General features: G+C 66.1%; 19 protein-coding genes and 2 tRNA genes. 14 read left to right on the top strand and 7 right to left on the bottom strand.

Annotated elements, in window-relative coordinates; translation table 11 throughout:
- Positions 1 to 98: 98 nt before the first annotated feature.
- The 9 genes from dnaN (at position 99) to KIT89_RS10130 (ending at position 9571) form a co-directional block, all read left to right on the top strand.
- Positions 99 to 1241: a DNA polymerase III subunit beta gene (gene dnaN, locus KIT89_RS10090; RefSeq protein WP_297601075.1), complete on the top strand. Its 1143-nt coding sequence runs from the start codon at positions 99 to 101 to the stop codon at positions 1239 to 1241.
- 5 nt (positions 1242 to 1246) lie between these two features.
- Positions 1247 to 2407, top strand: a complete 1161-nt coding sequence (gene recF, locus KIT89_RS10095) for a DNA replication/repair protein RecF (protein WP_297601078.1) — start codon at positions 1247 to 1249, stop codon at positions 2405 to 2407.
- On the top strand, positions 2404 to 2934 hold the full coding sequence (locus KIT89_RS10100) for a DUF721 domain-containing protein (RefSeq protein WP_297601080.1): 531 nt from the start codon (positions 2404 to 2406) through the stop codon (positions 2932 to 2934). Before recF ends, KIT89_RS10100 begins: the two co-directional genes overlap by 4 nt.
- A gap of 171 nt (positions 2935 to 3105) precedes the next feature.
- Positions 3106 to 5079 (top strand): DNA topoisomerase (ATP-hydrolyzing) subunit B, encoded by a 1974-nt coding sequence (gene gyrB / locus KIT89_RS10105; RefSeq protein ID WP_297601084.1) that lies wholly within the window; start codon positions 3106 to 3108, stop codon positions 5077 to 5079.
- A 41-nt stretch (positions 5080 to 5120) separates the two neighbouring features.
- The gene (gene gyrA, locus KIT89_RS10110; protein WP_297601086.1) at positions 5121 to 7694 is read left to right on the top strand and encodes a DNA gyrase subunit A; all 2574 of its coding nucleotides are present in this window, start codon (positions 5121 to 5123) and stop codon (positions 7692 to 7694) included.
- Positions 7691 to 8098, top strand: a complete 408-nt coding sequence (locus KIT89_RS10115) for a DUF3566 domain-containing protein (RefSeq protein ID WP_297601089.1) — start codon at positions 7691 to 7693, stop codon at positions 8096 to 8098. Before gyrA ends, KIT89_RS10115 begins: the two co-directional genes overlap by 4 nt.
- Before the next feature lie 63 nt (positions 8099 to 8161).
- Positions 8162 to 8235, top strand: a tRNA-Ile gene (locus KIT89_RS10120).
- 41 nt (positions 8236 to 8276) lie between these two features.
- Positions 8277 to 8349, top strand: a tRNA-Ala gene (locus tag KIT89_RS10125).
- A 328-nt stretch (positions 8350 to 8677) separates the two neighbouring features.
- Positions 8678 to 9571, top strand: a complete 894-nt coding sequence (locus KIT89_RS10130; RefSeq protein ID WP_297601091.1) for an alpha/beta hydrolase — start codon at positions 8678 to 8680, stop codon at positions 9569 to 9571.
- 31 nt (positions 9572 to 9602) lie between these two features.
- Here KIT89_RS10130 and KIT89_RS10135 read toward each other — a convergent pair whose 3' ends face one another.
- Positions 9603 to 10169, bottom strand: coding sequence for a hypothetical protein (locus tag KIT89_RS10135; RefSeq protein ID WP_297601093.1), 567 nt, complete (start codon positions 10167 to 10169; stop codon positions 9603 to 9605).
- Positions 10170 to 10291: 122 nt separating this feature from the next.
- On the opposite strand from KIT89_RS10135, the gene KIT89_RS10140 reads away from it, so the two are divergent.
- Together KIT89_RS10140 and KIT89_RS10145 are read left to right on the top strand one after the other, a co-directional pair.
- The gene (locus tag KIT89_RS10140) at positions 10292 to 10834 is read left to right on the top strand and encodes a peptidylprolyl isomerase (protein ID WP_297601095.1); all 543 of its coding nucleotides are present in this window, start codon (positions 10292 to 10294) and stop codon (positions 10832 to 10834) included.
- A complete protein-coding gene (locus KIT89_RS10145; RefSeq protein WP_297601097.1) occupies positions 10831 to 11679 on the top strand; it encodes a rhomboid family intramembrane serine protease in 849 nt (282 codons plus the stop codon). Before KIT89_RS10140 ends, KIT89_RS10145 begins: the two co-directional genes overlap by 4 nt.
- Before the next feature lie 77 nt (positions 11680 to 11756).
- Here the strand turns inward: KIT89_RS10145 and KIT89_RS10150 are convergent, their stop codons facing one another.
- A complete protein-coding gene (locus tag KIT89_RS10150; protein WP_297601098.1) occupies positions 11757 to 11996 on the bottom strand; it encodes a cell division protein CrgA in 240 nt (79 codons plus the stop codon).
- A gap of 53 nt (positions 11997 to 12049) precedes the next feature.
- Between KIT89_RS10150 and KIT89_RS10155 the strand changes: the two genes are divergently transcribed.
- Genes KIT89_RS10155 through KIT89_RS10165 form a run of 3 tightly spaced genes read left to right on the top strand, consistent with a single transcriptional unit; the run spans position 12050 to position 13766 of the window.
- Positions 12050 to 12934: a class E sortase gene (locus tag KIT89_RS10155; protein ID WP_297601100.1), complete on the top strand. Its 885-nt coding sequence runs from the start codon at positions 12050 to 12052 to the stop codon at positions 12932 to 12934.
- Positions 12935 to 12958: 24 nt separating this feature from the next.
- Positions 12959 to 13117, top strand: coding sequence for a hypothetical protein (locus KIT89_RS10160; RefSeq protein WP_297601103.1), 159 nt, complete (start codon positions 12959 to 12961; stop codon positions 13115 to 13117).
- Position 13118: 1 nt separating this feature from the next.
- Positions 13119 to 13766: an aminodeoxychorismate/anthranilate synthase component II gene (locus KIT89_RS10165; protein ID WP_297603955.1), complete on the top strand. Its 648-nt coding sequence runs from the start codon at positions 13119 to 13121 to the stop codon at positions 13764 to 13766.
- A 10-nt stretch (positions 13767 to 13776) separates the two neighbouring features.
- On the opposite strand, the gene pknB is transcribed toward KIT89_RS10165, so the two are convergent.
- The 5 genes from pknB to KIT89_RS10190 form a co-directional block, all read right to left on the bottom strand.
- Positions 13777 to 15498 (bottom strand): Stk1 family PASTA domain-containing Ser/Thr kinase, encoded by a 1722-nt coding sequence (gene pknB / locus KIT89_RS10170; RefSeq protein ID WP_297601105.1) that lies wholly within the window; start codon positions 15496 to 15498, stop codon positions 13777 to 13779.
- A gap of 107 nt (positions 15499 to 15605) precedes the next feature.
- Positions 15606 to 17258: a serine/threonine-protein kinase gene (locus tag KIT89_RS10175; protein WP_297601106.1), complete on the bottom strand. Its 1653-nt coding sequence runs from the start codon at positions 17256 to 17258 to the stop codon at positions 15606 to 15608.
- On the bottom strand, positions 17255 to 18709 hold the full coding sequence (locus tag KIT89_RS10180; protein ID WP_297601108.1) for a penicillin-binding protein 2: 1455 nt from the start codon (positions 18707 to 18709) through the stop codon (positions 17255 to 17257). The genes KIT89_RS10175 and KIT89_RS10180 overlap by 4 nt, the downstream gene beginning before the upstream one ends.
- Positions 18706 to 20124, bottom strand: a complete 1419-nt coding sequence (locus KIT89_RS10185; protein WP_297601110.1) for an FtsW/RodA/SpoVE family cell cycle protein — start codon at positions 20122 to 20124, stop codon at positions 18706 to 18708. The genes KIT89_RS10180 and KIT89_RS10185 overlap by 4 nt, the downstream gene beginning before the upstream one ends.
- Positions 20111 to 21349 carry a PP2C family serine/threonine-protein phosphatase gene (locus tag KIT89_RS10190; RefSeq protein ID WP_297601113.1) on the bottom strand — a complete coding sequence of 413 codons (1239 nt, stop codon included), beginning with the start codon at positions 21347 to 21349 and terminating at the stop codon, positions 20111 to 20113. Before KIT89_RS10190 ends, KIT89_RS10185 begins: the two co-directional genes overlap by 14 nt.
- Between the last annotated feature and the right edge of the window lie 4 nt (positions 21350 to 21353).

The following is a 21353-nucleotide window of genomic DNA, read 5'->3' on the forward strand; positions in this document are numbered from 1 at the left end:
CACCGCCGTCGCCGCTGAGACAGAACACCACCCGCAGACCGGCTGTGCCAGTATGGAAGGCCCGAGTGCCGGGAGAAGATCGACCGAAAGGGAGCCGCGTGAAGTTCCAGGTCAATCGCGACGTGTTCAGCGATGCAGTGTCGTTCGCCGTCAAGCTTCTTCCGCAGCGCACCACGCTGCCGATTCTCAGCGGAGTGCTGCTGCGTGCCGAGGGCGGGGCGGTGACCCTCTCGTCGTTCGACTACGAGGTCTCGGCGCAGACGTCGATCACGGCAGACGTCAGCGAAGACGGAACCGTGCTCGTCTCGGGCCGTCTGCTCGCAGACATCGCTTCTCGGTTGCCGAACGCGCCAGTCGAGTTCTCGACGAGCGACGGCAAGATCGCGGTTCGGTGCGGCTCAGCCCGCTTCACTCTCTCGAGCATGCCCGTCGAAGAGTATCCGAGCCTGCCGACGGTCGACGGGCCCAGCGGCGTGCTGCCCGGCGACGCGTTCTCAGACGCGGTCGGACAAGTCTCGGTCGCGGCATCGAGAGATGATGTGACTCCTGTCATCACCGGTGTGCAGCTGGAGATCGGAGACAACACCCTCTCGCTCGTCGCGACAGACCGATACCGGGTCGCCGTCCGCGAGATCGAGTGGGATTCGACCGCGGTCGCGGAAGGCGTGACGGCGCTGGTGCCGTCACGCACCCTGTCAGAGATCGGCAAGATCTTCTCGCACGCCTCGACCGTGACCGTGACCATCGTGTCGGGGGGCGACCGTGAGCTGATCGCGTTCTCTGCCGACCAGAAGACGGTGACGTCGTTGCTCATCAAGGGAAACTTCCCGCCCGTGAAGAGGCTCTTCCCCGACACGGTCGACAACTACGCGGTGATGAACACGGCCGAGCTCATCGAAGCGACCCGTCGGGTGCAGCTCGTGCTCGAGCGAGACGCTGCGCTGCGCTACAGCTTCAGTGACGACGGACTGACCCTCGAGGCGATCGGCTCAGAGAATGCGCAGGCCTCTGAGACGATCGATGCGCACGTCACCGGCGGCGACACGACGGTCTCGCTGAAGCCCCAATTTCTCATCGATGGTCTGTCGGCTGTGCACAGCGAGTTCGTGCGCATCTCTTTCACGAAGACCGACAACCCGAACAAACCGGGGCCGGTGCTCATCACGAGCCAGTCGTCGAAAGACCAACCGGGCAACGACAACTACCGATACCTGCTGCAGCCGAACCTGCTGCTGCGCTGACGCGCGTGCACGTCGCGCATCTCACGCTCGCTGACTTCCGCAATTACGAGCATGCCGAGATCGCGCTCGACCCTGGGGCAGTGCTGTTCGTCGGGCGCAACGGTCAAGGCAAGACGAATCTGGTCGAGGCGATCGCGTACGCCGGCACCGCGAGCTCGCACCGGGTGTCGACCGATCAGGCACTCATCAGATTCGGCGCAGAGTCGGCGATCATCAGGGCTCGAGTTCACCACGACGATCGCGCGATCGTCGTCGAGATCGAACTGAATCGAGGGTCGCCGAATCGCGCGCAGGTCAATCATTCGGCCGTGCGGGTGCGCGACCTGCCCCGCTACTTCTCGAGCGTCGTCTTCGCTCCTGAAGATCTGGCTCTGGTGAGAAGCGACCCTGCGGTGAGGCGAGGTTTTCTCGACTCCCTCGTGGTGCAGAAGACGCCTCGCTTCGCCGGAGTGATGGCCGACTACGAGCGAGTCGTGCGCCAGCGCAATTCGCTGCTGAAGTCAGCCCGCGCCTCGCGACTGCCAGCCGACAAGCTGACCACTCTCGATGTCTGGGATGACCGGCTCGTATCGCTCGGAACCGAGATCATCATGGCGCGCGCGGCGCTCGTCAACGACCTGCAGCCGCACGTTGCTCGGGCGTACTCCGCCGTGGCGGGCGACGAGCACCGCACGCGACTGAGCATGCGGTTGAGCGTCAACGGTCGCGGCGATGATGAGGCCGCGACCTCGGTCGACGACCTCGCCGACGACTCTGCCGACCAGGTTGCAGAGAGGTTTCGCCAGGCATTGATCGAGAATCGTCGGGCAGAGCTCGACCGAGCTGTCACGATGATCGGGCCGCACCGCGATGATCTCGTGCTCGAGCTCAACGACCTGCCGGCGCGAGGCTATGCGAGCCACGGCGAGAGCTGGTCGTATGCCCTCGCGCTGAAGCTCGCGTCTGCCGAAGTGCTGAGAGAGAACGCCGTCGCCGGCGACCCGGTGCTCATTCTGGACGACGTGTTCGCCGAACTCGACGAGGGTCGACGCGAGAGACTCGCCGATGCAGTGGGTGGTTTCGAGCAGGTGCTCATCACGGCGGCGGTCGGCGCCGATGTTCCCGAGCGTCTCGCGGCGCGCAGAATCTCGGTGGTGGCCGGAACGATCGTGCAGGACGAGTCATGACCGAGCCGGGTACTGATGACCTCGTACCCGCCGACGAGCTCGAGCCCGAGAGCGAGGCGGTGGCCGTCTACCTGCGGCTGCGTCGACTGTTCGGCGAGCCTGGTGCGCGCTCTGCTGATGCGCGCAAGCGGGCGATCAGGCTTCCCGGCGACTCGACTGCCTTCGGTGCGGGCCGTGACCCCGAAGACCTGGGCGCGGTGCTCGAGGGCATGACTCAATCGCTCGGCTGGTCGTCTCCGCTCGCGAGGGGCGAGCTGCTCGTGTCGTGGCCCGAGCTCGTGGGGCCGGAGGTCGCAGCGCACTGCGAGCCAGCCGGCATCGACGAGGGAGTGCTCACCGTGCAGTGCGACTCGACGGCATGGGCGACGCAGTTGCGCATCATGCGCGCCGACATTCTCACGACGATCGTGCGGCGATTTCCCGAGGCGCAGGTGCAGAGCATCCGTTTCATCGGTCCGGGCGCGCCGAGCTGGAAGCGGGGCCCGCGCTCGGTGCCGGGCAGAGGGCCCCGCGACACCTACGGCTGAGCATTGGGCGTCGCGATCACAAATCACTCCACCACAGCCACGAAATCTCCCCAGAGGTACCGCCTGGCGCCTCTGGGGGGCATTAACTTGGTAGGATGGACCCGCTGCAGGGGGCCCATCAGGCACCCGTGATCGGCCACCACGATCGACCTCGGCGGGAGCCCCATTTCCATGACGACCTCGTCTACACCCCCTCGCAACGAGCACAGCTATGGCGCCGGCGACATCCAAGTACTCGAGGGGCTCGAGGCGGTGCGCAAACGCCCCGGCATGTACATCGGCTCGACGGGCCCTCGAGGTCTTCACCACCTCGTCTACGAGATCGTCGACAACTCTGTCGACGAAGCCCTCGCCGGGCACTGCGACACGATCAGCGTCACCCTTCTGGCTGACGGCGGCGTGCGCGTCGTCGACAACGGTCGCGGCATTCCCGTCGACGAGCACCCCATCGAGAAGAAGTCGACGGTCGAGGTCGTGCTCACGATTCTGCACGCCGGCGGAAAATTCGGCGGCGGCAGCTACGCCGTCTCGGGCGGCCTGCACGGAGTCGGCAGCTCGGTTGTCAACGCGCTCTCGAAGCGCCTGCTCGTCGAGGTTCGCCGACAGGGCAGCGTCTGGCGGCAGTCGTATCAGAACGGGGTTCCGGATGCCCCTCTCGCGCAGGCAGAGAAAGCAGACTCGACGGGCACCACGATCAGCTTCTGGCCCAATGACGAGATCTTCGAGACCGTCGAGTTCGACTACGACACCCTGCGCACGCGCTTTCAGCAGATGGCCTTTCTCAACAAGGGGCTGCGCATCGAGATCGCCGACGAGCGGCCCGTCGACGGCGAGGCAGAACCGCGCCGCGAAGAGTTTCTCTACGAGAAGGGGCTCGTCGACTACGTCGAGTTCTTGAACTCGGCCAAGAAGATCGAGGTTGTGCACCCCGAGATCATCTCGTTCGAGTCTGAAGACACCGAGCGACGCATCGCCCTCGAAGTGGCCATGCAGTGGACTCTGAGCTACTCGGAGTCGGTGCACACCTACGCCAACACCATCAACACGCACGAGGGTGGCACGCACGAGGAAGGCTTTCGAGCAGCGCTGACGACACTCGTCAACAAGTACGCGCGCGAGAAGGGCATCCTCAAGGAGAAAGACGAGAACCTGTCGGGCGACGACGTGCGTGAAGGCTTGACCGCGGTCATCTCGATCAAGCTCGGCGAGCCGCAGTTCGAAGGGCAGACGAAGACCAAGCTCGGCAACACCGAGGCGAAGTCGTTCGTGCAGAAGGTCACCGGCGAGTTTCTCGGCGACTGGTTCGAGCGCAACCCCGTGCAGGCGAAAGATGTCATCCGCAAAGCACTGCAGGCGGCAGCTGCTCGACTCGCCGCGCGCAAGGCGCGCGAGCAGACCAGACGCAAGGGCCTCCTCGAGTCGGGCGGCATGCCCGGAAAGCTCAAAGACTGCCAGTCGAAAGACCCTTCGCTGAGCGAGATCTTCATCGTCGAGGGCGACTCGGCCGGCGGCTCGGCGGTGCAGGGGCGCAACCCCGAGACGCAGGCGATCTTGCCCCTGCGGGGCAAGATCTTGAACGTTGAGAAGGCGCGCCTCGATCGAGCTCTCGGCAACGCCGAGGTGCAGGCGATGATCACCGCGTTCGGTGCGGGCATCGGCGAAGACTTCGACCCAGACAAGGTTCGCTACCACAAGATCGTGCTCATGGCCGATGCCGACGTCGACGGTCAGCACATCACGACGCTGCTTCTCACCCTGCTGTTCCGCTACATGCGCCCCCTCATCGACCTCGGCTATGTCTACCTCGCGCAGCCACCGCTCTACCGCCTGAAGTGGACCAACGCCGATCACGAGTACGTCTACAGCGATCGTGAGCGCGACGCCCTGCTCGAGGCGGGCATCGCCGGCGGCAAGAGGATTCCGAAAGACAACGGCGTGCAGCGCTACAAGGGCCTCGGCGAGATGAACCACCAAGAGCTCTGGGACACCACGATGAACCCCGAGTCGCGCACCCTCTTGCAGGTGACGCTCGACGACGCGGCCATTGCCGACAGCGTGTTCTCGACCCTCATGGGTGAAGACGTCGAGTCGCGGCGAACCTTCATTCAGCAGAACGCCAAAGACGTGCGGTTTCTCGACATCTAGTCGAGCACCGACCCGCTCACCACCACCAAGGGAAACTCTTCATGGCAGACGACACGACCGGCACCGAGCCCATCGACGTTGACCCCGTCGACTACGGGCCAGGCGGCCGCGTGAACCAGGTCGACCTGCAGCTCGAGATGCAGCGCTCGTACCTCGACTACGCGATGAGCGTCATCGTCGGCCGCGCCCTGCCCGACGTGCGAGACGGGCTCAAGCCGGTGCACCGGCGCGTGCTCTACGCGATGTTCGACGGCGGGTACCGGCCCGACAAGGCGTACTCGAAGTGCTCGCGAGTCGTCGGCGACGTCATGGGCCAGTTCCACCCGCACGGAGACTCGGCGATCTACGACGCCCTGGTTCGACTCGTGCAGCCGTGGTCGATGCGCTACCCCCTCGCCGCCGGTCAGGGCAACTTCGGGTCACCGGGCAACGACGGCGCAGCCGCCCCGCGGTACACCGAGACCAAGATGGCCCCGCTCGCCATGGAGATGGTGCGCGACATCGAAGAAGACACCGTCGACTTCCAAGACAACTACGACGGCCGCACGCGTGAGCCGAGCATCCTGCCCTCGCGTTTTCCGAACCTGCTCGTCAACGGCTCGGTCGGCATCGCCGTCGGGATGGCCACCAATATTCCTCCACACAATCTGCGTGAGGTCGCGTCGGCCGCGCTCTGGCACCTCGAGCACCCCGACGCTGATCGTGAAGAACTGCTCGACGCGATTCTGCAGCGGGTCAAAGGCCCCGACTTTCCGACTGGGGCGCAGATTCTCGGCGTCAAAGGCATTCACGACGCCTACCGAACCGGCCGCGGATCGATCACGATGCGCGCCGTCGTCACGGTCGAAGAGATTCAGAACCGCACGTGCCTCGTCATCACCGAGCTGCCGTACCAGGTCAACCCCGACAACCTCGCGATCAAGATCGCCGACCTCGTCAAAGAGGGAAAACTGGCCGGCATCGCCGACATTCGCGATGAGTCGTCGGGGCGCACCGGCCAGCGGCTCGTCATCGTGCTCAAGCGCGATGCGGTCGCGAAGGTCGTGCTCAACAACCTCTACAAGCACACGCAGCTGCAAGACAACTTCGGTGCCAACATGCTCGCGATCGTCGACGGCGTTCCGCGCACGCTGCCCATCGACGGATTCATCACCTATTGGGTGGCGCATCAGATCGAGGTCATCGTTCGACGCACGGCGTTCCGGCTCGCGAAGGCCGAGGCAGACGCCCACATTCTGCGCGGCTACCTCAAAGCACTGGATGCTCTCGACGAGGTCATCGCCCTGATCCGTCGCTCGCAGACCACCGAAGAAGCCCGCGACGGCCTCATGCAGCTGCTCGACGTCGACGAGCTGCAGGCGACGGCCATCCTCAATCTGCAGCTGCGCCGCCTCGCCGCGCTCGAGCGGCAGAAGATTCAAGACCAGGCCGACGAGCTCGAACGGCTCATCGCCGACTATCAGGCCATCTTGGCGAGCCCAGAACGGCAGCGCACGATCGTGAGCGACGAGCTCACCGAGATCGTCGATCGCTTCGGCGACGACCGGCGCACCGAGATCATGTTCGGCTTCGACGGCGACATGAGCGTCGAAGACCTGATTCCTGAAGAAGAGATGGTGGTCACCGTCACGCGCGGCGGCTACATCAAGCGCACTCGCAGCGACAACTACCGATCGCAGCACCGGGGTGGCAAGGGCGTCAAGGGCGCACAATTGCGGGCTGATGATGTCGTCGAGCACTTCTTCGTCACGACCACGCACCACTGGCTGCTCTTCTTCACGACGACGGGGCGCGTCTACCGGCTCAAGACCTACGAGATTCACGAGGCCGGGCGTGACGCGAAGGGCCAGCACGTCGCCAACCTTCTCGCCCTGCAGCCCGACGAAGAGATCGCGCAGATTCTCGACATCCGCGACTACTCGGTCGCTCAGCACCTGGTGCTCGCGACTCGCAAGGGCCTGACCAAGAAGACCGCCCTCACCGAGTACGACACCAACCGCACCGGCGGCATCATCGCCATCAACCTGCGCGAGGGCGACAGTCTCGTCTCAGCGATGCTCGCCGACGACTCCGACGACATCCTGCTCGTCTCGCGCCTCGGCATGTCGCTGCGCTTCACGGCAGACGACTCGGCCCTTCGCCCCATGGGTCGATCGACGTCGGGGGTCACCGGCATGAAGTTCCGCGCGGGCGATGAGCTGCTGTCTGCCTCGGTCGTCGGTGAGCGCGGCTACGTCTTCGTCGTCACCGAAGGCGGCTACGCGAAGCGCACCGAGGTCGACCAGTACCGCGTGCAGCAGCGCGGTGGTCTCGGCATCAAGGTGGCGAAGCTGAGCGAAGACCGTGGAGCACTGGCGGGTGGGCTGATCGTCGCCGAAGACGACGAGGTGCTCGTGGTGATGCAAAACGGCAAGGTGGTACGCTCTGCCGTGGCCGAGGTGCCCGCGAAGGGACGCGACACCATGGGGGTCGTGTTCGCGCGGCCCGACGATGACGACCGCATCATCGCCATCGCCCGCAACAGCGAGCGCAACCTGGTCGATCCAGATGCAGAGAACGAAGACACCACCGAGGCAGCACCAGTGGCCGAGGTCGGAAAGGACGAGAACGAGTGAGTACTGTCGCCGAGAAGCTGCAACGCAAGTCGCAGCGCCAGGCCCCCACCAAGCAGGTGCGCCTCAAGCTCGTCTACATCGACTTCTGGTCGGCGGTGAAGCTGTCGTTCCTCGTCGCCATCTGCGGAGCCATCCTGCTGCTCGTCACCACCCTGCTCATCTGGATCGTGCTCAACTCATTGGGCGTCATCGAACAGGTCGACTCGGTGTTCTCTGACATCATCGGCGACGACGCGACGAGCCTCGCCAGCGTCTTCTCGCTCGGTCAGGTCATGTTCTTCGCCAGCATCGTCGCGGTGCTGAACATCGTCGGCGGTACCGCCATCGGCGCGATCAGCGCACTGCTCTACAACTTGAGCGTGCGACTCACCGGCGGGCTGCTGGTCGGCTTCACCAACAACTGACGCGTCGCCCCGCCCGAATTGGGCGAGGGTCGACGGGTGCTGTACAGTCGTATCCGGTCTCCCGGGGATATAGCTCAGGCGGTTAGAGCGCTTCGCTGATAACGAAGAGGTCCGAGGTTCAAGTCCTCGTATCCCCACTCCCCATCCTGTTTCACAGCTTCGGTAGAATCGAAGCCACGGGGCCTTAGCTCAATTGGTAGAGCGCCTGCTTTGCAAGCAGGAGGTCAGGAGTTCGATTCTCCTAGGCTCCACTCCTTGCCCGCCGCTCTGTCGCTCGCGCTCAGGCTCGACGCGCAACCGTCAGGGGCGGTCGCGGGAGTTCGATTCTCCTAGGCTCCACTCCATTGTTGATCGCGCCGCCGCTCCTGCGGCGCGATGGCGCTTCCGCGTCGCGAGCGTGGTCGCGACGCTTCGCGTGTTCGGCATGGGATGCTCGAGACCGCTCCTGCGGCGCGACGGCGCTTCCGCGAGACGAGCGTGGTCGTCTCGCTTCGCGGCTCGAAGCGGGGTGGCACCAACGCGCTCACCCTCGACGCGCGCGGCCGATCCTCTCGTGACGTGACCGCTATGGTGAAGCGTGTGACGAATGAACTCGAGCTCACCTTGTCAGACGGCAGGATCATCACCTACCTCGAGGCGGGCGACCCGGCGGGTGAACCTGTGCTGTACTCGCACGGAGCACCGAGTGGCAAGCTCGAAATACTGTTCTTCGACCTGCACGAGCGGGCGGTCGCTGCGCGAGTGCGACTCATCGTCGCAGACCGACCAGGCGTCGGAGGCTCGACGGCGCAGCCTTCTCGCACGATGCTCGACGCCGGACGCGATGCATGCGAGCTCGCCGACGCGCTCGGCATCGAACGATTCGCGCTGCTCGGTTACTCAGTGGGAGGAGCCTTCGCCCTTGCGACACGGCACGTCGCCGCAGGCCGCATCACGGCGACGGCGATCGTGTCGGGAATCGGCCCCGCCGATGCGCCAGGCATGACCGAGGGGCGATCGAGCGATGTCAGCCGAATCTTCAGCATGGCGATGAGGGCGCCTCGACTCACGCAGCTCATGCTGCGATTCATGAGGTTCGGCACCCGCACACCAGATCGCATGATCGCCGCGACCGGCAAGAGCATGCCGCCGCCCGACCGCGCGGTCGCGGAACGGCAAGGAGCGGCGGAGCCATTCGCTGCTTTTCTCGCCGATGCACTACGAGAGGGCACGCGCGGCGTGCTTCGCGACCTTCAACTCGCGGCATCGCCGTGGGGATTCACGCCGCAGTCTGGTGCGAGCTCCGTGGCCGTGTGGCATGGAGCGGCAGACCGCAACGCCCCGGTCGGCAGCGCCCATTGGCTTGCGGATCGTCTGCCCGAGGCAGTCGTCACGGTGACCGACGACGACGGCCACATCTCGCTCTTCGACCGTGAGGCCGAAGCCGTGCTGGTCACTCTGGCGGAGCTGTCTCGAGCAGCCCGAGTGGACTAGTCGTAGTCGCTCGACCGCCCGCCGAGCACGATCACTCTGCGACAGGCTCGAGCGACTCGTCTTCTTCGACCCACAGGTCGTCGTCGGCACGCAGTGTCTGCCATGCGGCGTAGGCGACCGCGCCGGCGGCGACGACGCCGAGGCCGATCAGAATGTACCGGCCGGGGCCGGGCGACTTCTTGACCTCGATGATGCCGACGCGCTGCCCGGCCTTGGTGGCGAGCTCGCGACCGGTGGCCGAGACCTGCCGCAGGGCATCCCGAATGCGCTTGTCGCGGGCCACGTCGAGAACGGCGATGGCCGAACCGATCGCTCCGGTGACAGCGGGAAGCACATCGTCGACGAATCGGTCGCGCGTGGCGCTCGCCGCGTGCTTCACCGAGCCGACGCCCGCCTCGACAGAGGGCACGACGCGCTTCTCGTAGGTGTGGCGCACTCGAGGCGCCACATCGTCGCGAGCGACATGCGCGGCCTGCCGACTCGCATCGCGCAGGATGCTGGCTGCATGCTCGAGAACCTCACGCTGCTCGTCCCAGACGTCTCCGGCCTCACGGCGAAGCTTCTTCAGCTGGCGCTTGTTCTTGCGTGACAGTTCCATGGCGTCCTCCTCGGTCGACGATTGGCGACGCCACCATCCTGGCACCGATGCGGTGTTCTCCCCACCGGCGTCTATCGAATGCTCAGGATTCCGCCAGCGCGCTCCGTGCCAGAATGGGCATCATGACGATTCACACTGCTGTCGCCACCATTCACACCAACCACGGCGACATCGTCGTCAATCTGTTCGGCAACCACGCGCCGAAGACGGTGAAGAACTTCATCGGCCTCGCGACCGGCACGCAAGAGTGGACCCACCCGGCCACCGGTCAGAAGACCACCGAGCCGCTCTACAACGGTGTCATCTTCCACCGCATCATCACCGACTTCATGCTGCAGGGCGGAGACCCGCTCGGGCAGGGCATCGGCGGCCCCGGGTATGAGTTCGACGACGAGATTCACCCCGAGCTGCAGTTCACCGAGCCCTACCTGCTGGCGATGGCGAACGCCGGCAAGCGCATGGGCAAAGGCACGAACGGCTCGCAGTTCTTCATCACCACCAAGCCGACCACGTGGTTGAACGGCAACCACACCATCTTCGGTGCCGTGGCCGACGACGAGTCGAGGAAGGTCGTCGACGCGATCGAAGCCGTGCCGACCAACGCGAACGACAAGCCGCTGACCGACGTCGTCATCTCGTCGATCGAGGTCGTCGAGGTCGCGTGACCGACTCGACCGGGGGCGCAGCGCGCGCCGGGTCTAGCGACGACGTCTGCTACCGCCACGGCGACCGGCGCAGCTTCGTGCTGTGCCAACGCTGCGGCCGCACGATCTGCCCGCAATGCCAGATACCTGCGGCCGTCGGAGTGCACTGCCCGGAGTGCGTCGCCGCGGCACGAGCCGCACAGCCGCCGAGGCGTTCTGCGCTCGCGCGCGCGTTTCGGCCCGGAAGCCGCGTGCCCGTCGTGTCGTACTCGATACTCGCGACGACCCTCGCCGTGTTCGCGCTGCAGCTGCTCAGCCAAGGTGTGGTGACGAGTGCTCTCGCCTACTACCCGCCGCTCACCCTGCAAGAACCGTGGCGCATGCTCACCGTGTCGCTCGTGCACAGCGATCGCTCGTTCTTCCACATTCTGTTCAACATGTACTCGCTGTTCGTGCTCGGGCCGTTGCTCGAATCGCTCATCGGCCGGGCACGCTTCGGCGCGGTCTACATCTTGTCGACGCTCGGCGGATCGGTGGCGGTGCTGTGGCTCGCACCGGGCAGCATCGTCGTGGGAGCATCTGGAGCGATCTTCGGGTTGCTGGGCGCGTTCTTCGTCATTCAACGCCGCCTGGGCGGCACCAGCATTCAGCTGATCGTCATCATCGCGATCAACCTCGCGCTCGGCTTCTTCGTGCCCGGAATCTCGTGGCAGGCGCACATCGGCGGCCTGCTCGTGGGCGCGGCCTGCGCGGCGGTGCTCATGCGCACGCGTCGCGCAGACCAGCAACGACGTCAGGCCCTCCTGCTCGTCGGCATCGGGGTCGTGCTGGTGGTCGCCACGGTGGCGCGATTCGCCCTCGCCTGACACACGACGAAGAAGTTATCCACAGGCGTATCCACAGTGGGGATAATCACACGGATGTAGTTTTGAGAAATCCCCGGTCAGCGCCAGCGCGTGGTCATGAGGAACCCGATGAACATGATGCCGAAGCCCACCATGATGTTCCAGGGGCCCAGTGTCGGCACCGGCCAGGAGGCCTGGCTCACGTAGTAGACCAAGATCCAGATGAGCCCGACGAGCATGAATCCGAACATCACCGGCTTGAACCAGACGGGGTTCGGGGCGTCGGCGCCACGAGGGGTTTCGGGGTTGTCGGCGTTGCGCGCAGTTGACCGGGCCATGACAGGGAGTCTAGCCCGACCACGCGCCCAGCGCCTGCGCCTACACTGGCCTCGTGAACGACGTGCACGACTCGACAGACCCGGCCGCGGCCGAGGCGCCAGACGCGGCAGCGCCGGTGTCGCGGCGTGAGGCTCGAGAGAGCGCGCGCCGCACGCCCGGCGTCTCGAAGAAGGGCGCAGCACGCGCGCCGCGTGAGCCTCGACCGGCGGCGCGACTGACCGTCGTCGGCGTACTGGGCGAACTGCTCATCACCGCCGGCGTCATCGTGATGCTGTTTCTCGGCTGGTACATCTGGCTCGATGACATCGTCACCGGAACCCAGCAGCAGGCCGCCGGTGTCGAGGTGCAGCAAGAGCTGCAGTCAGAGTGGGAGCGCGGCGAGGCGCAGACCGAGCGCCCGGTCGACAACGGCGAGCCGATCGTCGCCGAGCCGGCGGCCGCCGGGCAGGTGTTCGCCACCCTGATCGTGCCCAGGTTCGGCGCCGACTACGTGCGGCCGATCGCCGGAGGCGTCGACATGCGCACCGTGCTCAACAACCGGCAGATCGGCATCGGGCACTACCTCAACACGCAGATGCCGGGAGAGATCGGCAACTTCGCGATCGCCGCCCACCGCACCACCTACGGTGCCCCCTTCGCCGAGATCGCCGAACTGCGACTCGGAGACCTCATCTATGTCGAGACCGCAGACGGATGGTACGAGTACTCGTTCCGCGGCCTCGAATATGTCTGGCCGAGCTACGTCTCGGTGCTCGAGCCGGTGCCGCGTGAGCCCGACATCGCGCCCACAGAGCGTGTTCTCACCATGACCAGCTGCAACCCGAAGTTCTCGTCGGCTGAGCGCATCATCGCCTACGCGGTGATGGAGAATTGGTATCCCCGAGCTGGCGGGCCGCCCGCAGAGTTGAGCGGCGTCGTCGTCGCCGCGGGCAACTGAGACCGGGAAGGCACGGAGTCGACAATGTACGCAGCGCTGTGGAGAGTTCTGCCTGGGCCGGTCTGGGTGCGCATCCTCATTCTCGTGGTCGCCGCCGCGCTCGTGCTGGCTGCCCTCGTCGAATGGGTGTTTCCCTGGGCCTCAGCGACCCTGCTGCCCCAAGAGTCGACCGTCGAGGAGTGAGCTGATGCGCGTTCTCGTGATCGACAACTACGACAGCTTCGTCTACACGCTCGACGGCTACCTGCAGCAGCTCGGTGCTGAGACCAGGGTGGTGCGCAACGACGTGGTCGCCGACGACCACGTCGACGAGCTGCTGGCCGACGCCGACGCAGTGCTCGTCTCACCGGGGCCGGGCAACCCGGCGTCGGCCGGCATCTCGATCGCCACGGTGCGCGCGGCACTGTCGAGCGGTGTGCCGCTGCTCGGGGTGTGCCTGGGCCACCAGGCCATCGCCCAGGCTCTCGGAGCCACTGTGACGCACGCCGACGAGCTCATGCACGGCAAGACCTCGATGATCGAGCACGATGACAGCGACTTCTTCGAGGGGGTGCCGCAGCCGTTTCGCGCGACGCGATATCACAGCCTGGCGATCGTCGATGGCACGGTGCCCGACGAGCTGGTCGTCACTGCTCGCACCGAGGGCGGCGTCATCATGGGGGTTCGGCACCGCACCGCCCCGATTCACGGCGTTCAATTTCACCCTGAGTCGGTGCTCACCGAGGGCGGCTACCGGATGCTCGGCAACTGGTTGGCCGAAGCGGGGCTGCCGAGCGCGCGCGAGGCAGCGCACGGCCTGAGCCCTCTCGTGTCGCTCACGCCGCACGCGTGATGAGCGCGAGCTAGTCTTCGCCCGGAACCCCGCTGCAGTATCGCAGCGTGACGGCTGAGCCCTGCGGCTGATCGCCGGGGGGCAAAGACTGCCCGGTGATGGTCTGCCCGGTGCAACCGCTGTCTCCTTGCACCGAGACCAGCAAGCCGAGTGCGGTGAGCTGCGCCGAACCTTCGCCCACACTGAGGTTGCGCACGTCGGGCACTCGCACGAGCCCCGTCGACACGACGACGTTCACGCGGTCGCCGGCACGCAGTTCGGCACCCGAGGCAGGGTCAGAGCGAATCACGACGTCTTTCGCCACTGATGACGAGTTCTCTGCCGTCACGGTGCCGAGTTCGAGACCTCGCGCCTCGAGCGCCGCTTGCGCTTCAGCGAGCGAGAGCAGGTTGAGGCTGGGCACCTGGATGCGGGCCGGGCCGGCTGACACGACCACCTCGATGACCTGGCCAGGAGCCACCGTGATGCCGGCGGGGGGATCAGTGCTGATGATCACGCCCTCGGCGACATCGGGGTCGGTCACCGTCGTCGGCTGCGGCTGCAGGTTGGCATCGAGCAGAATCTGCCCGCCCTCTTCGTACTGCAGGCCGACCACGTCGGGCACCGCCACGGCGATCGAGTTCGTCAACGGCGTGCGCTCGAGATTGAACGCCCAGTACATAACGGCCGCGACGACGACGACCATGACGGCGATGCCCGCCCAAATCCAGGCCACGGGCGGCCGAGACTGGGTGCGGGTGCGCCGTTCGTCGTCGTCGTCGACCGACAACTGGCGCATCGCGGCCTCAGTGCTGGCAGTGGCTGCGGGGTCGATGCCGAACAAGGTCGACGTGAACTCTGAGCCGTCGTCTCGGCGAGGGGTGGGTGCGAGGCCGGCCGACGCAGCGGCGACGTCGTCGCGAAACTCGCTCGCCGACTGGAACCGGCCGAAGCGGTCTTTCGCCAGGGCGTGCAGCACCACCGAGTCCATGGCGGCCGAGACCTGGGGGTTGATCGAGCTCGGCGCAGCGGGAGCCTCGCTCACGTGCTGGTAGGCCACTGCGACCGCCGACTCACCGTGGAACAGCGGTCGGCCCGTGAGCATCTCGAAGAGCACGACTCCTGTCGCGTAGAGGTCGGTGCGAGCATCCACCGTCTCACCGCGCGCCTGCTCAGGCGAGAAGTACTGCGCAGTGCCGAGAATCGAGCTCGTCTGCGCGACGGTGGCCGCGGAGTCTGAGATGGCGCGGGCGATGCCGAAATCCATGACCTTGACCTGGCCGGTGGCCGTGATCATGACGTTGCCGGGCTTGATGTCGCGGTGCACGACGCCGGCACGATGCGAGTACTCGAGAGCGGTCAGGATTCCTTCGGCAATGCGGGCGGCCTCGCCGACCGGCAGCGGACCATCATCGATGATGTCGCGCAGCAGCCTGCCCTCGACGTGCTCCATGACGATGAAGGGCACCACGGTCTCGGCCCCGCTGTCGTCTCGCACGATCTCTTCGCCGGCATCGAAGACTCGCACGATCGTCGGGTGGGCCATGCGGGCCGCGGCGTGCGCCTCTTGGCGAAACCGGGTGCGGAACACGGGGTCGCTCGCGAGGCTCGACTTCAGCAGCTTGATGGCGACGCGTCGGCCGAGCTTGCCGTCGGTGGCGAGGTGCACGTCTGACATGCCGCCGCGACCGATCAGGGGGCCCAGTTCGTAGCGCCCGGCGATGACCCGTGCGCTCTGTGCGACCTCGTCCATCGCCCCCTCGGTTCTCGTGCGTGCTGCGTGATGTGCGTGCTGGTGTGACGTCGCTCAGTCTAGGCGGTCGCGCTGTGCTCGACTGGGCAGCGGCGCGAGCCGTCGAGTCAGGGCTCGTCGATGTTGATCGAGAGCTCGCTCGAGCGCTGCGACTGCAACGAGCCGCACAGCGCCACGTAGGTGACCTTCATCTGGCCGCTGTCGGCGAGCGTCACGGTCATCTGCGTCGTGCCCGCCGGCACCGGGTTGCTGATCGAGGGGTTGCCACCGACGATCGTGAAGTTGTACCCGGTGAGCGAGAAGCCCGAGGGGCACTCGCTGTAGGCCGGCCAGCTGAGTGTGACATCAGTGCCGCCGACGTAGGGCCCCGAGCCCGGTGCGATCGCCAGGCTGCCCGGTTGCGGCGGTGTCGGAATCGGTGCGTAGAAGAACACCGTGATCGTCGCCCCGCGCTGCACTTCACCGCTGCGCGGGTTGATCTGATACGACAGGCCGACATCGTTCTGCGACGGTGCGATGTTGCGCTCTACCGCGTCGAGCACGAGCCCGAGCTCGGCCGCCTTGGCTTCGATCGCCGCCCGTGTTTTGCCGAGCCACTCGCCCTCGACGATGAGTACGACATCGATCGTCGGTTCAGGGTCGGGAGTCTCGACGGTCGGCTCGACCGTCGGCGTGTCGGTGGGCTCGGGTTCAGGCCCGCTCGGTTGTGCGAACACCGCGATGAGAGCACCGACCAAGAGCACGACGAGAAGCCCGATGAGGGCGACGAGCGGCCAGGTCCACGGGCTGCGCTGCGTCTCGGTCTGCACCGTCGGCGTCTCGGTCATGCTCGGCAGCACGCGGGTGCTCTCGTCGCCCGCGGGCGAGGCCATGACTCGAGTCGCCGCTGTCGCGGCCGCCCCCGACGCGATCGCCGGCACGATCGCGGCCGCAGCTCCGACATCGCCGCGGCGAAGAGCCTGTGCGGCGCGTGCGAACAGCTGCGCCGTCGCCGGACGGTCGGCGGGCTTCTTCGCGATCGCCGCGAAGACGAGATTGCGCACCGGCTCGGCCACGGTGACCGGCAGCTCGGGCGGAGCCTCGTTGATCTGGGCCATCGCGATCGCTACTTGCGATTCTCCGGTGAAGGGTCGGCGCCCTGCGAGGGCTTCGTAGGCGACGATGCCGAGCGAGTAGATGTCGGTCGACGGCGATGCAGGATGCCCGCTCGCCTGTTCCGGAGACAGATACTGCACTGTTCCCATCACCTGACCGGTTGCCGTCAGGGGAACCTGGTCTGCGATGCGCGCGATGCCGAAGTCGGTGATCTTGACGCGACCATCGGGAGTGATGAGCAGGTTGCCCGGCTTGATGTCGCGGTGCACGAGCCCCGCCTGGTGCGCGGCGTGCAGGGCGGCTGCGGTCTGGGCGACGTAGTCGAGCACCTGGTCGGCCGGCAGCACGCGCTCGCGCTCGAGAATCGTCGAGAGCGCCTCGCCCGGCACGAGCTCCATGACGAGAAAGGCGCTGCCCTCTTCTTCGCCGTAGTCGTAGACGTTGGCGATGCCTTCGTGGTTGACGAGGGCGGCGTGGCGGGCCTCCGCGCGAAAACGCTCGAGAAAGCCGGGGTCGCCGAGGTATTCGTCTTTCAAGATCTTGATCGCGACGGTGCGGCCGATGACGAGATCGGTCGCCTGCCAGACCTCGCCCATGCCGCCGATCGCCACGCGCGACAGCAGTTGGTAGCGCCCGCCGAAGGTCACACCACTCGTGGGTCTCATCTGCTCAGCACCGCCTCAATCACTCTCTTCGCGATCGGCGCCGCGATCTGGTTGCCTGACCCGCTCTGACCGCGCCCGCCGCCATCTTCGACGACGACCGCGATCGCCACCTGCGGATTGTCGGCAGGCGCGAATCCGGTGAACCACAGCGTGTAGGGGCGGTCGCCGCCGTTCTCGGCGGTTCCCGTCTTACCTGCGACATCGACCCCCCCTATTCTGGCATTAGAGGCGACACCATTTGAGACCCCGTCGACCATCAAGCGGGTCATAGTCTCCGCCGTCGTGCGGGTGATCGGCTGGCTGACGAGCACGGGCTCTGGCTGCTGCACGATCGAGAGATCGGGCGCGATGATGCGGTCGAGCAGCGTGGGTTGCATGAGGTTGCCCCCGTTGGCGATCGTGGCGCTGATGAGCGCCATCTGAAGCGGAGTCACGCGAGTGTCGTACTGACCGAACGACGACAGCATGAGCTGCGCGTCGTCCATGTCCTGCGGGTAGGTCGAGGGGCGAGCGGGCATCGGAACCTCGAAGGCCGTGCCGAAGCCGAAAGCCGTCGCATACTCGTCGATCGTGTCTTGACCGAGCGCCAGCCCGAGTTGGGCGAAGGGAATGTTGCAGCTCAAGCGCAACGCCGTCTCGATCGTGACCGTCTCGCCGCCGCCGCAGGTGCCACCACCCGAGTTGCTGATGGTTCTCGTGCTGAGGGGCAGCTGCAGCTGGGGAGGATTCGGAAACACGTCATCGGGCACGAACGCCCCCGAGTCGAACGCGGCGGCGGCGACGAGAATCTTGAAGGTCGACCCCGGAAAGTAGAGATTGCCGCTGATGGTGCGGTTGATGAGCGGGTCGTTCGGGTCGGCGAGCAGCTCGTCATAGGCCGCGAGCACGCTCTGCGTGCTGTGCGACGACAGGCGGTTCGGGTCGAAGCTCGGTGTCGACACCATGGCCAGGATGCGACCGGTCGCCGGCTCGATCGCGATGACGGCACCCTTCAGGTCACCCATCGCCTCGAAGGCAGCCTGCTGCACGACGGGGTCGAGCGTGAGCTGCACGGCAGCGCCGCGAGGGTTCTGACCAGTGACGAGGGCGCCGAGCTGGTCGAGGAACTGCTCGTTCGCCGTGCCGGTCAAGAAGTCGTTGAAGGCGCCCTCGATGCCGGTGTTGCCCTGGTTGAGCGTGAAATAGCCGGTCACCGGGGCGTACAGCTCAGGCTCGGGGTAGATGCGCAAGAACTCGAAGACCGAATCGACGGCGACAGATTCGGCGATCGGCGTGCCGGCCAGCAGAATCGGCCCGCGCTCGGCCGAATAGCTCGCATAGAGCGTGCGCACGTTGCGGGGGTCGGCGCGCAAGTCGTCGACCGCGAAGACCTGGATGACGCTCGTCGACACGAAGAGCGCGAGAAACATCGCGAGAGTCGCGATGCTGATGCGGCGCAGTTCGATGTTCATGAGCCGTCGACCACCAATCGTGGTTGGTGCCGCACGGTGTCGCTGAGCCGCAGCAGCAGGGCGACGATGATCCAGTTGGCGACGAGCGATGAGCCGCCCGCCGCCAAGAAGGGCGTCGTCAGACCGGTCAACGGAATCACGCGCGTGACACCACCGATGACGATGAAGACCTGCAGCGCGACGACGAAAGCGAGCCCGACCGCGAGCAGTCGACCGAAGTCGTCGGTGCCGTTGAACCCGATGCGGAATCCGCGCGCGACGAACAGCAGATACAGCCCGAGGATGGCGAATAGGCCGACCAGGCCGAGCTCTTCACCGAGACTCGAGATGATGAAGTCGCTCTCGGCAAGAGGAACGATGTCAGGACGACCCTGACCCAGCCCGGTGCCGATGAGGCCGCCATTGGCGAGCCCGAACAGACCCTGCACCAGCTGATAGCTGCCGCCGATGGCGTCGTAGTTCTGCTGCTCGAAAGCACCGAGCCAGGCGGCGAACCTGTTGTTCACATACCCCAGGGTGCTGCTGGCGGCGATGGCGCCGCCGAGAAACAGCGTGAGCCCGAGCATGACCCAGCTCAACCGGCCTGTGGCGACGTAGATCATGACGAGGAACAGGCCGAAGTAGAGCAGCGAGGTTCCGAGATCGCGCTGGAAGACCAGCACGCCCATCGCGGCGATCCACACCACGAGAATCGGCCCGAGGTCGCGGCCGCGCGGCAGGCGCATGCCGAGGAAGGTTCTGCCGACGATCGACAACGACTCTCGAGCCGTCACCAGGTAGCCGGCGAAGAACACGGCGAGAGCGATCTTGCCGATCTCTCCTGGCTGAAACGAGAACGGCCCGAGTTGAATCCACAGCCGGGCGCCGTTGATGGTCTGCCCGATGCCGGGCAGCATCGGCAGCAGCAGCAGCACGATGCCCGCGAGCATCGCGACATAGCGATACCTGGCCAGAACGCGATGGTTGCGCACGATGAGCAGCACGGCGAGTGCGACCACCATCGCGATCGCCGTCCACACCATCTGCCGCACCCCGGCCATGTCCCAGCCGGTGAAGCCTTCGGCAAGGTCGAGCCGGTAGATCATGGCGATGCCGAGGCCGTTGAGCGTGACGGCGATGGGCAGGATGAACGGGTCGGCGTCGGGAGCGGTGAGACGCAGCACGACGTGCATGCCGAGAGCGAGCATCCCGAGGCCGGCGCCGTAGCCGATCATGGTCGAATCGAGCTCGCCGAGGGCGCCGAGCTGCACGAGAGCGATCGCGGCGCCGCTGATGCCGATGGCGACCACCAGCAGGAACAGCTCGAGGTTGCGCAGCTTCGCCGGCGTGCGCAGCTTGATGGTGATGGCCTCGGTGAACGTCGGTCGCGGCTCGGCGAGCTCGACCGTGGGGCGCGGTGCATCAGTCGAGCTCATCACGCAGCCGATCGATGATCGAGAGGGCGTCGGCAAGGTCGTCGGCATTGATCGTCGACTCGACGCGCTGGCGAGAGAACGGCTCGAGATCATCGACGTCGATGCCGCTCTCGAGGTAGACGCTCGACAGCGGGAAGGGCCCGATGCTCTGCTGCACGCCCTGGAAGATCGCGACCTGACCGTCGGTCACCCCGACGAAGAACCGCGTCTGAGTCCACTGGTAGCCGGCGACCAGGGCAGAGGTGACGAGAGCGATGACGAGCAGCAGGCCCACCGACCAGGTGATGCGCCGACGCACCTTGCGCCGCGCGTCTTCGGCGATGAGCTCTCTGAAGAACTCTTCAGACTCTGGCTCGAAGTGCTCGTCTTCGGGAATCGACTGGGCCTTGAGCGGATGCAGCAGCAGGGCGGGCAGTCGAACACTGCGCTTCGTCACCGAGGCGCCGAAGGTGAGCGGCTGCGCGGCCGAGCCGACGAAGAGAGGGCGCGAGACAGCGCTCGACGGCGACTCGTCGACCCCGACGATGACGATCGTGACATTGTCGGGCGCGCCCTCGTCGAGGCTCTCGTCGATGAGCGCTTCGACGGCCGCCGCCGCGTCGGCGTGCTCGGCGAGAAGCTCGGCGATGCGGTCTTCGCTGACGAACCCGCTGAGACCGTCAGAGCACAGCAGCCACCGGTCGCCCGGCTCGGTGTCGACGATCTCGCTGTCGATCTCAGGAGTCAGGTCGACGTCGCCGAGCACCCGCATGAGCACCGATCGACGAGGGTGCACGGCCGCCTCTTCAGCACTGATGCGGCCGCTGTCGACGAGGCGCTGCACGAAGGTGTGGTCTTTCGTGATCTGAGTCAGTCGTCCGGCGCGCCACCGGTAGATGCGGCTGTCGCCGATGTGCACGATGGCGAGGCGGTGGCCCACGCGCACGAAGCCGCTGACGGTGGTGCCCATTCCGGTGAGCTCCGGATGCTCGAAGACGGCTTCAGCCAACTCCTGATTCGCGTCGAGCAGTGCTGAGCTGAGCGCCCGCGCGGCCTCGTCGGCCGACTCGAACGGCCGATCCATGTCGGCGATCGACTGCAGCGTCATGGCACTCGCCACATCGCCGCCCGCGTGGCCGCCCATGCCGTCGGCCACCACGAACAAGTGCTCGCCGGCATAGCCGGAGTCTTGATTGTTCGCGCGCACCTTGCCGACGTGCGAACCAGCGGCCGAGAGGGTCGTCATGCGC

It is taken from the genome of Microcella sp. (genome assembly GCF_025808395.1).
GTDB lineage: Bacteria > Actinomycetota > Actinomycetes > Actinomycetales > Microbacteriaceae > Microcella.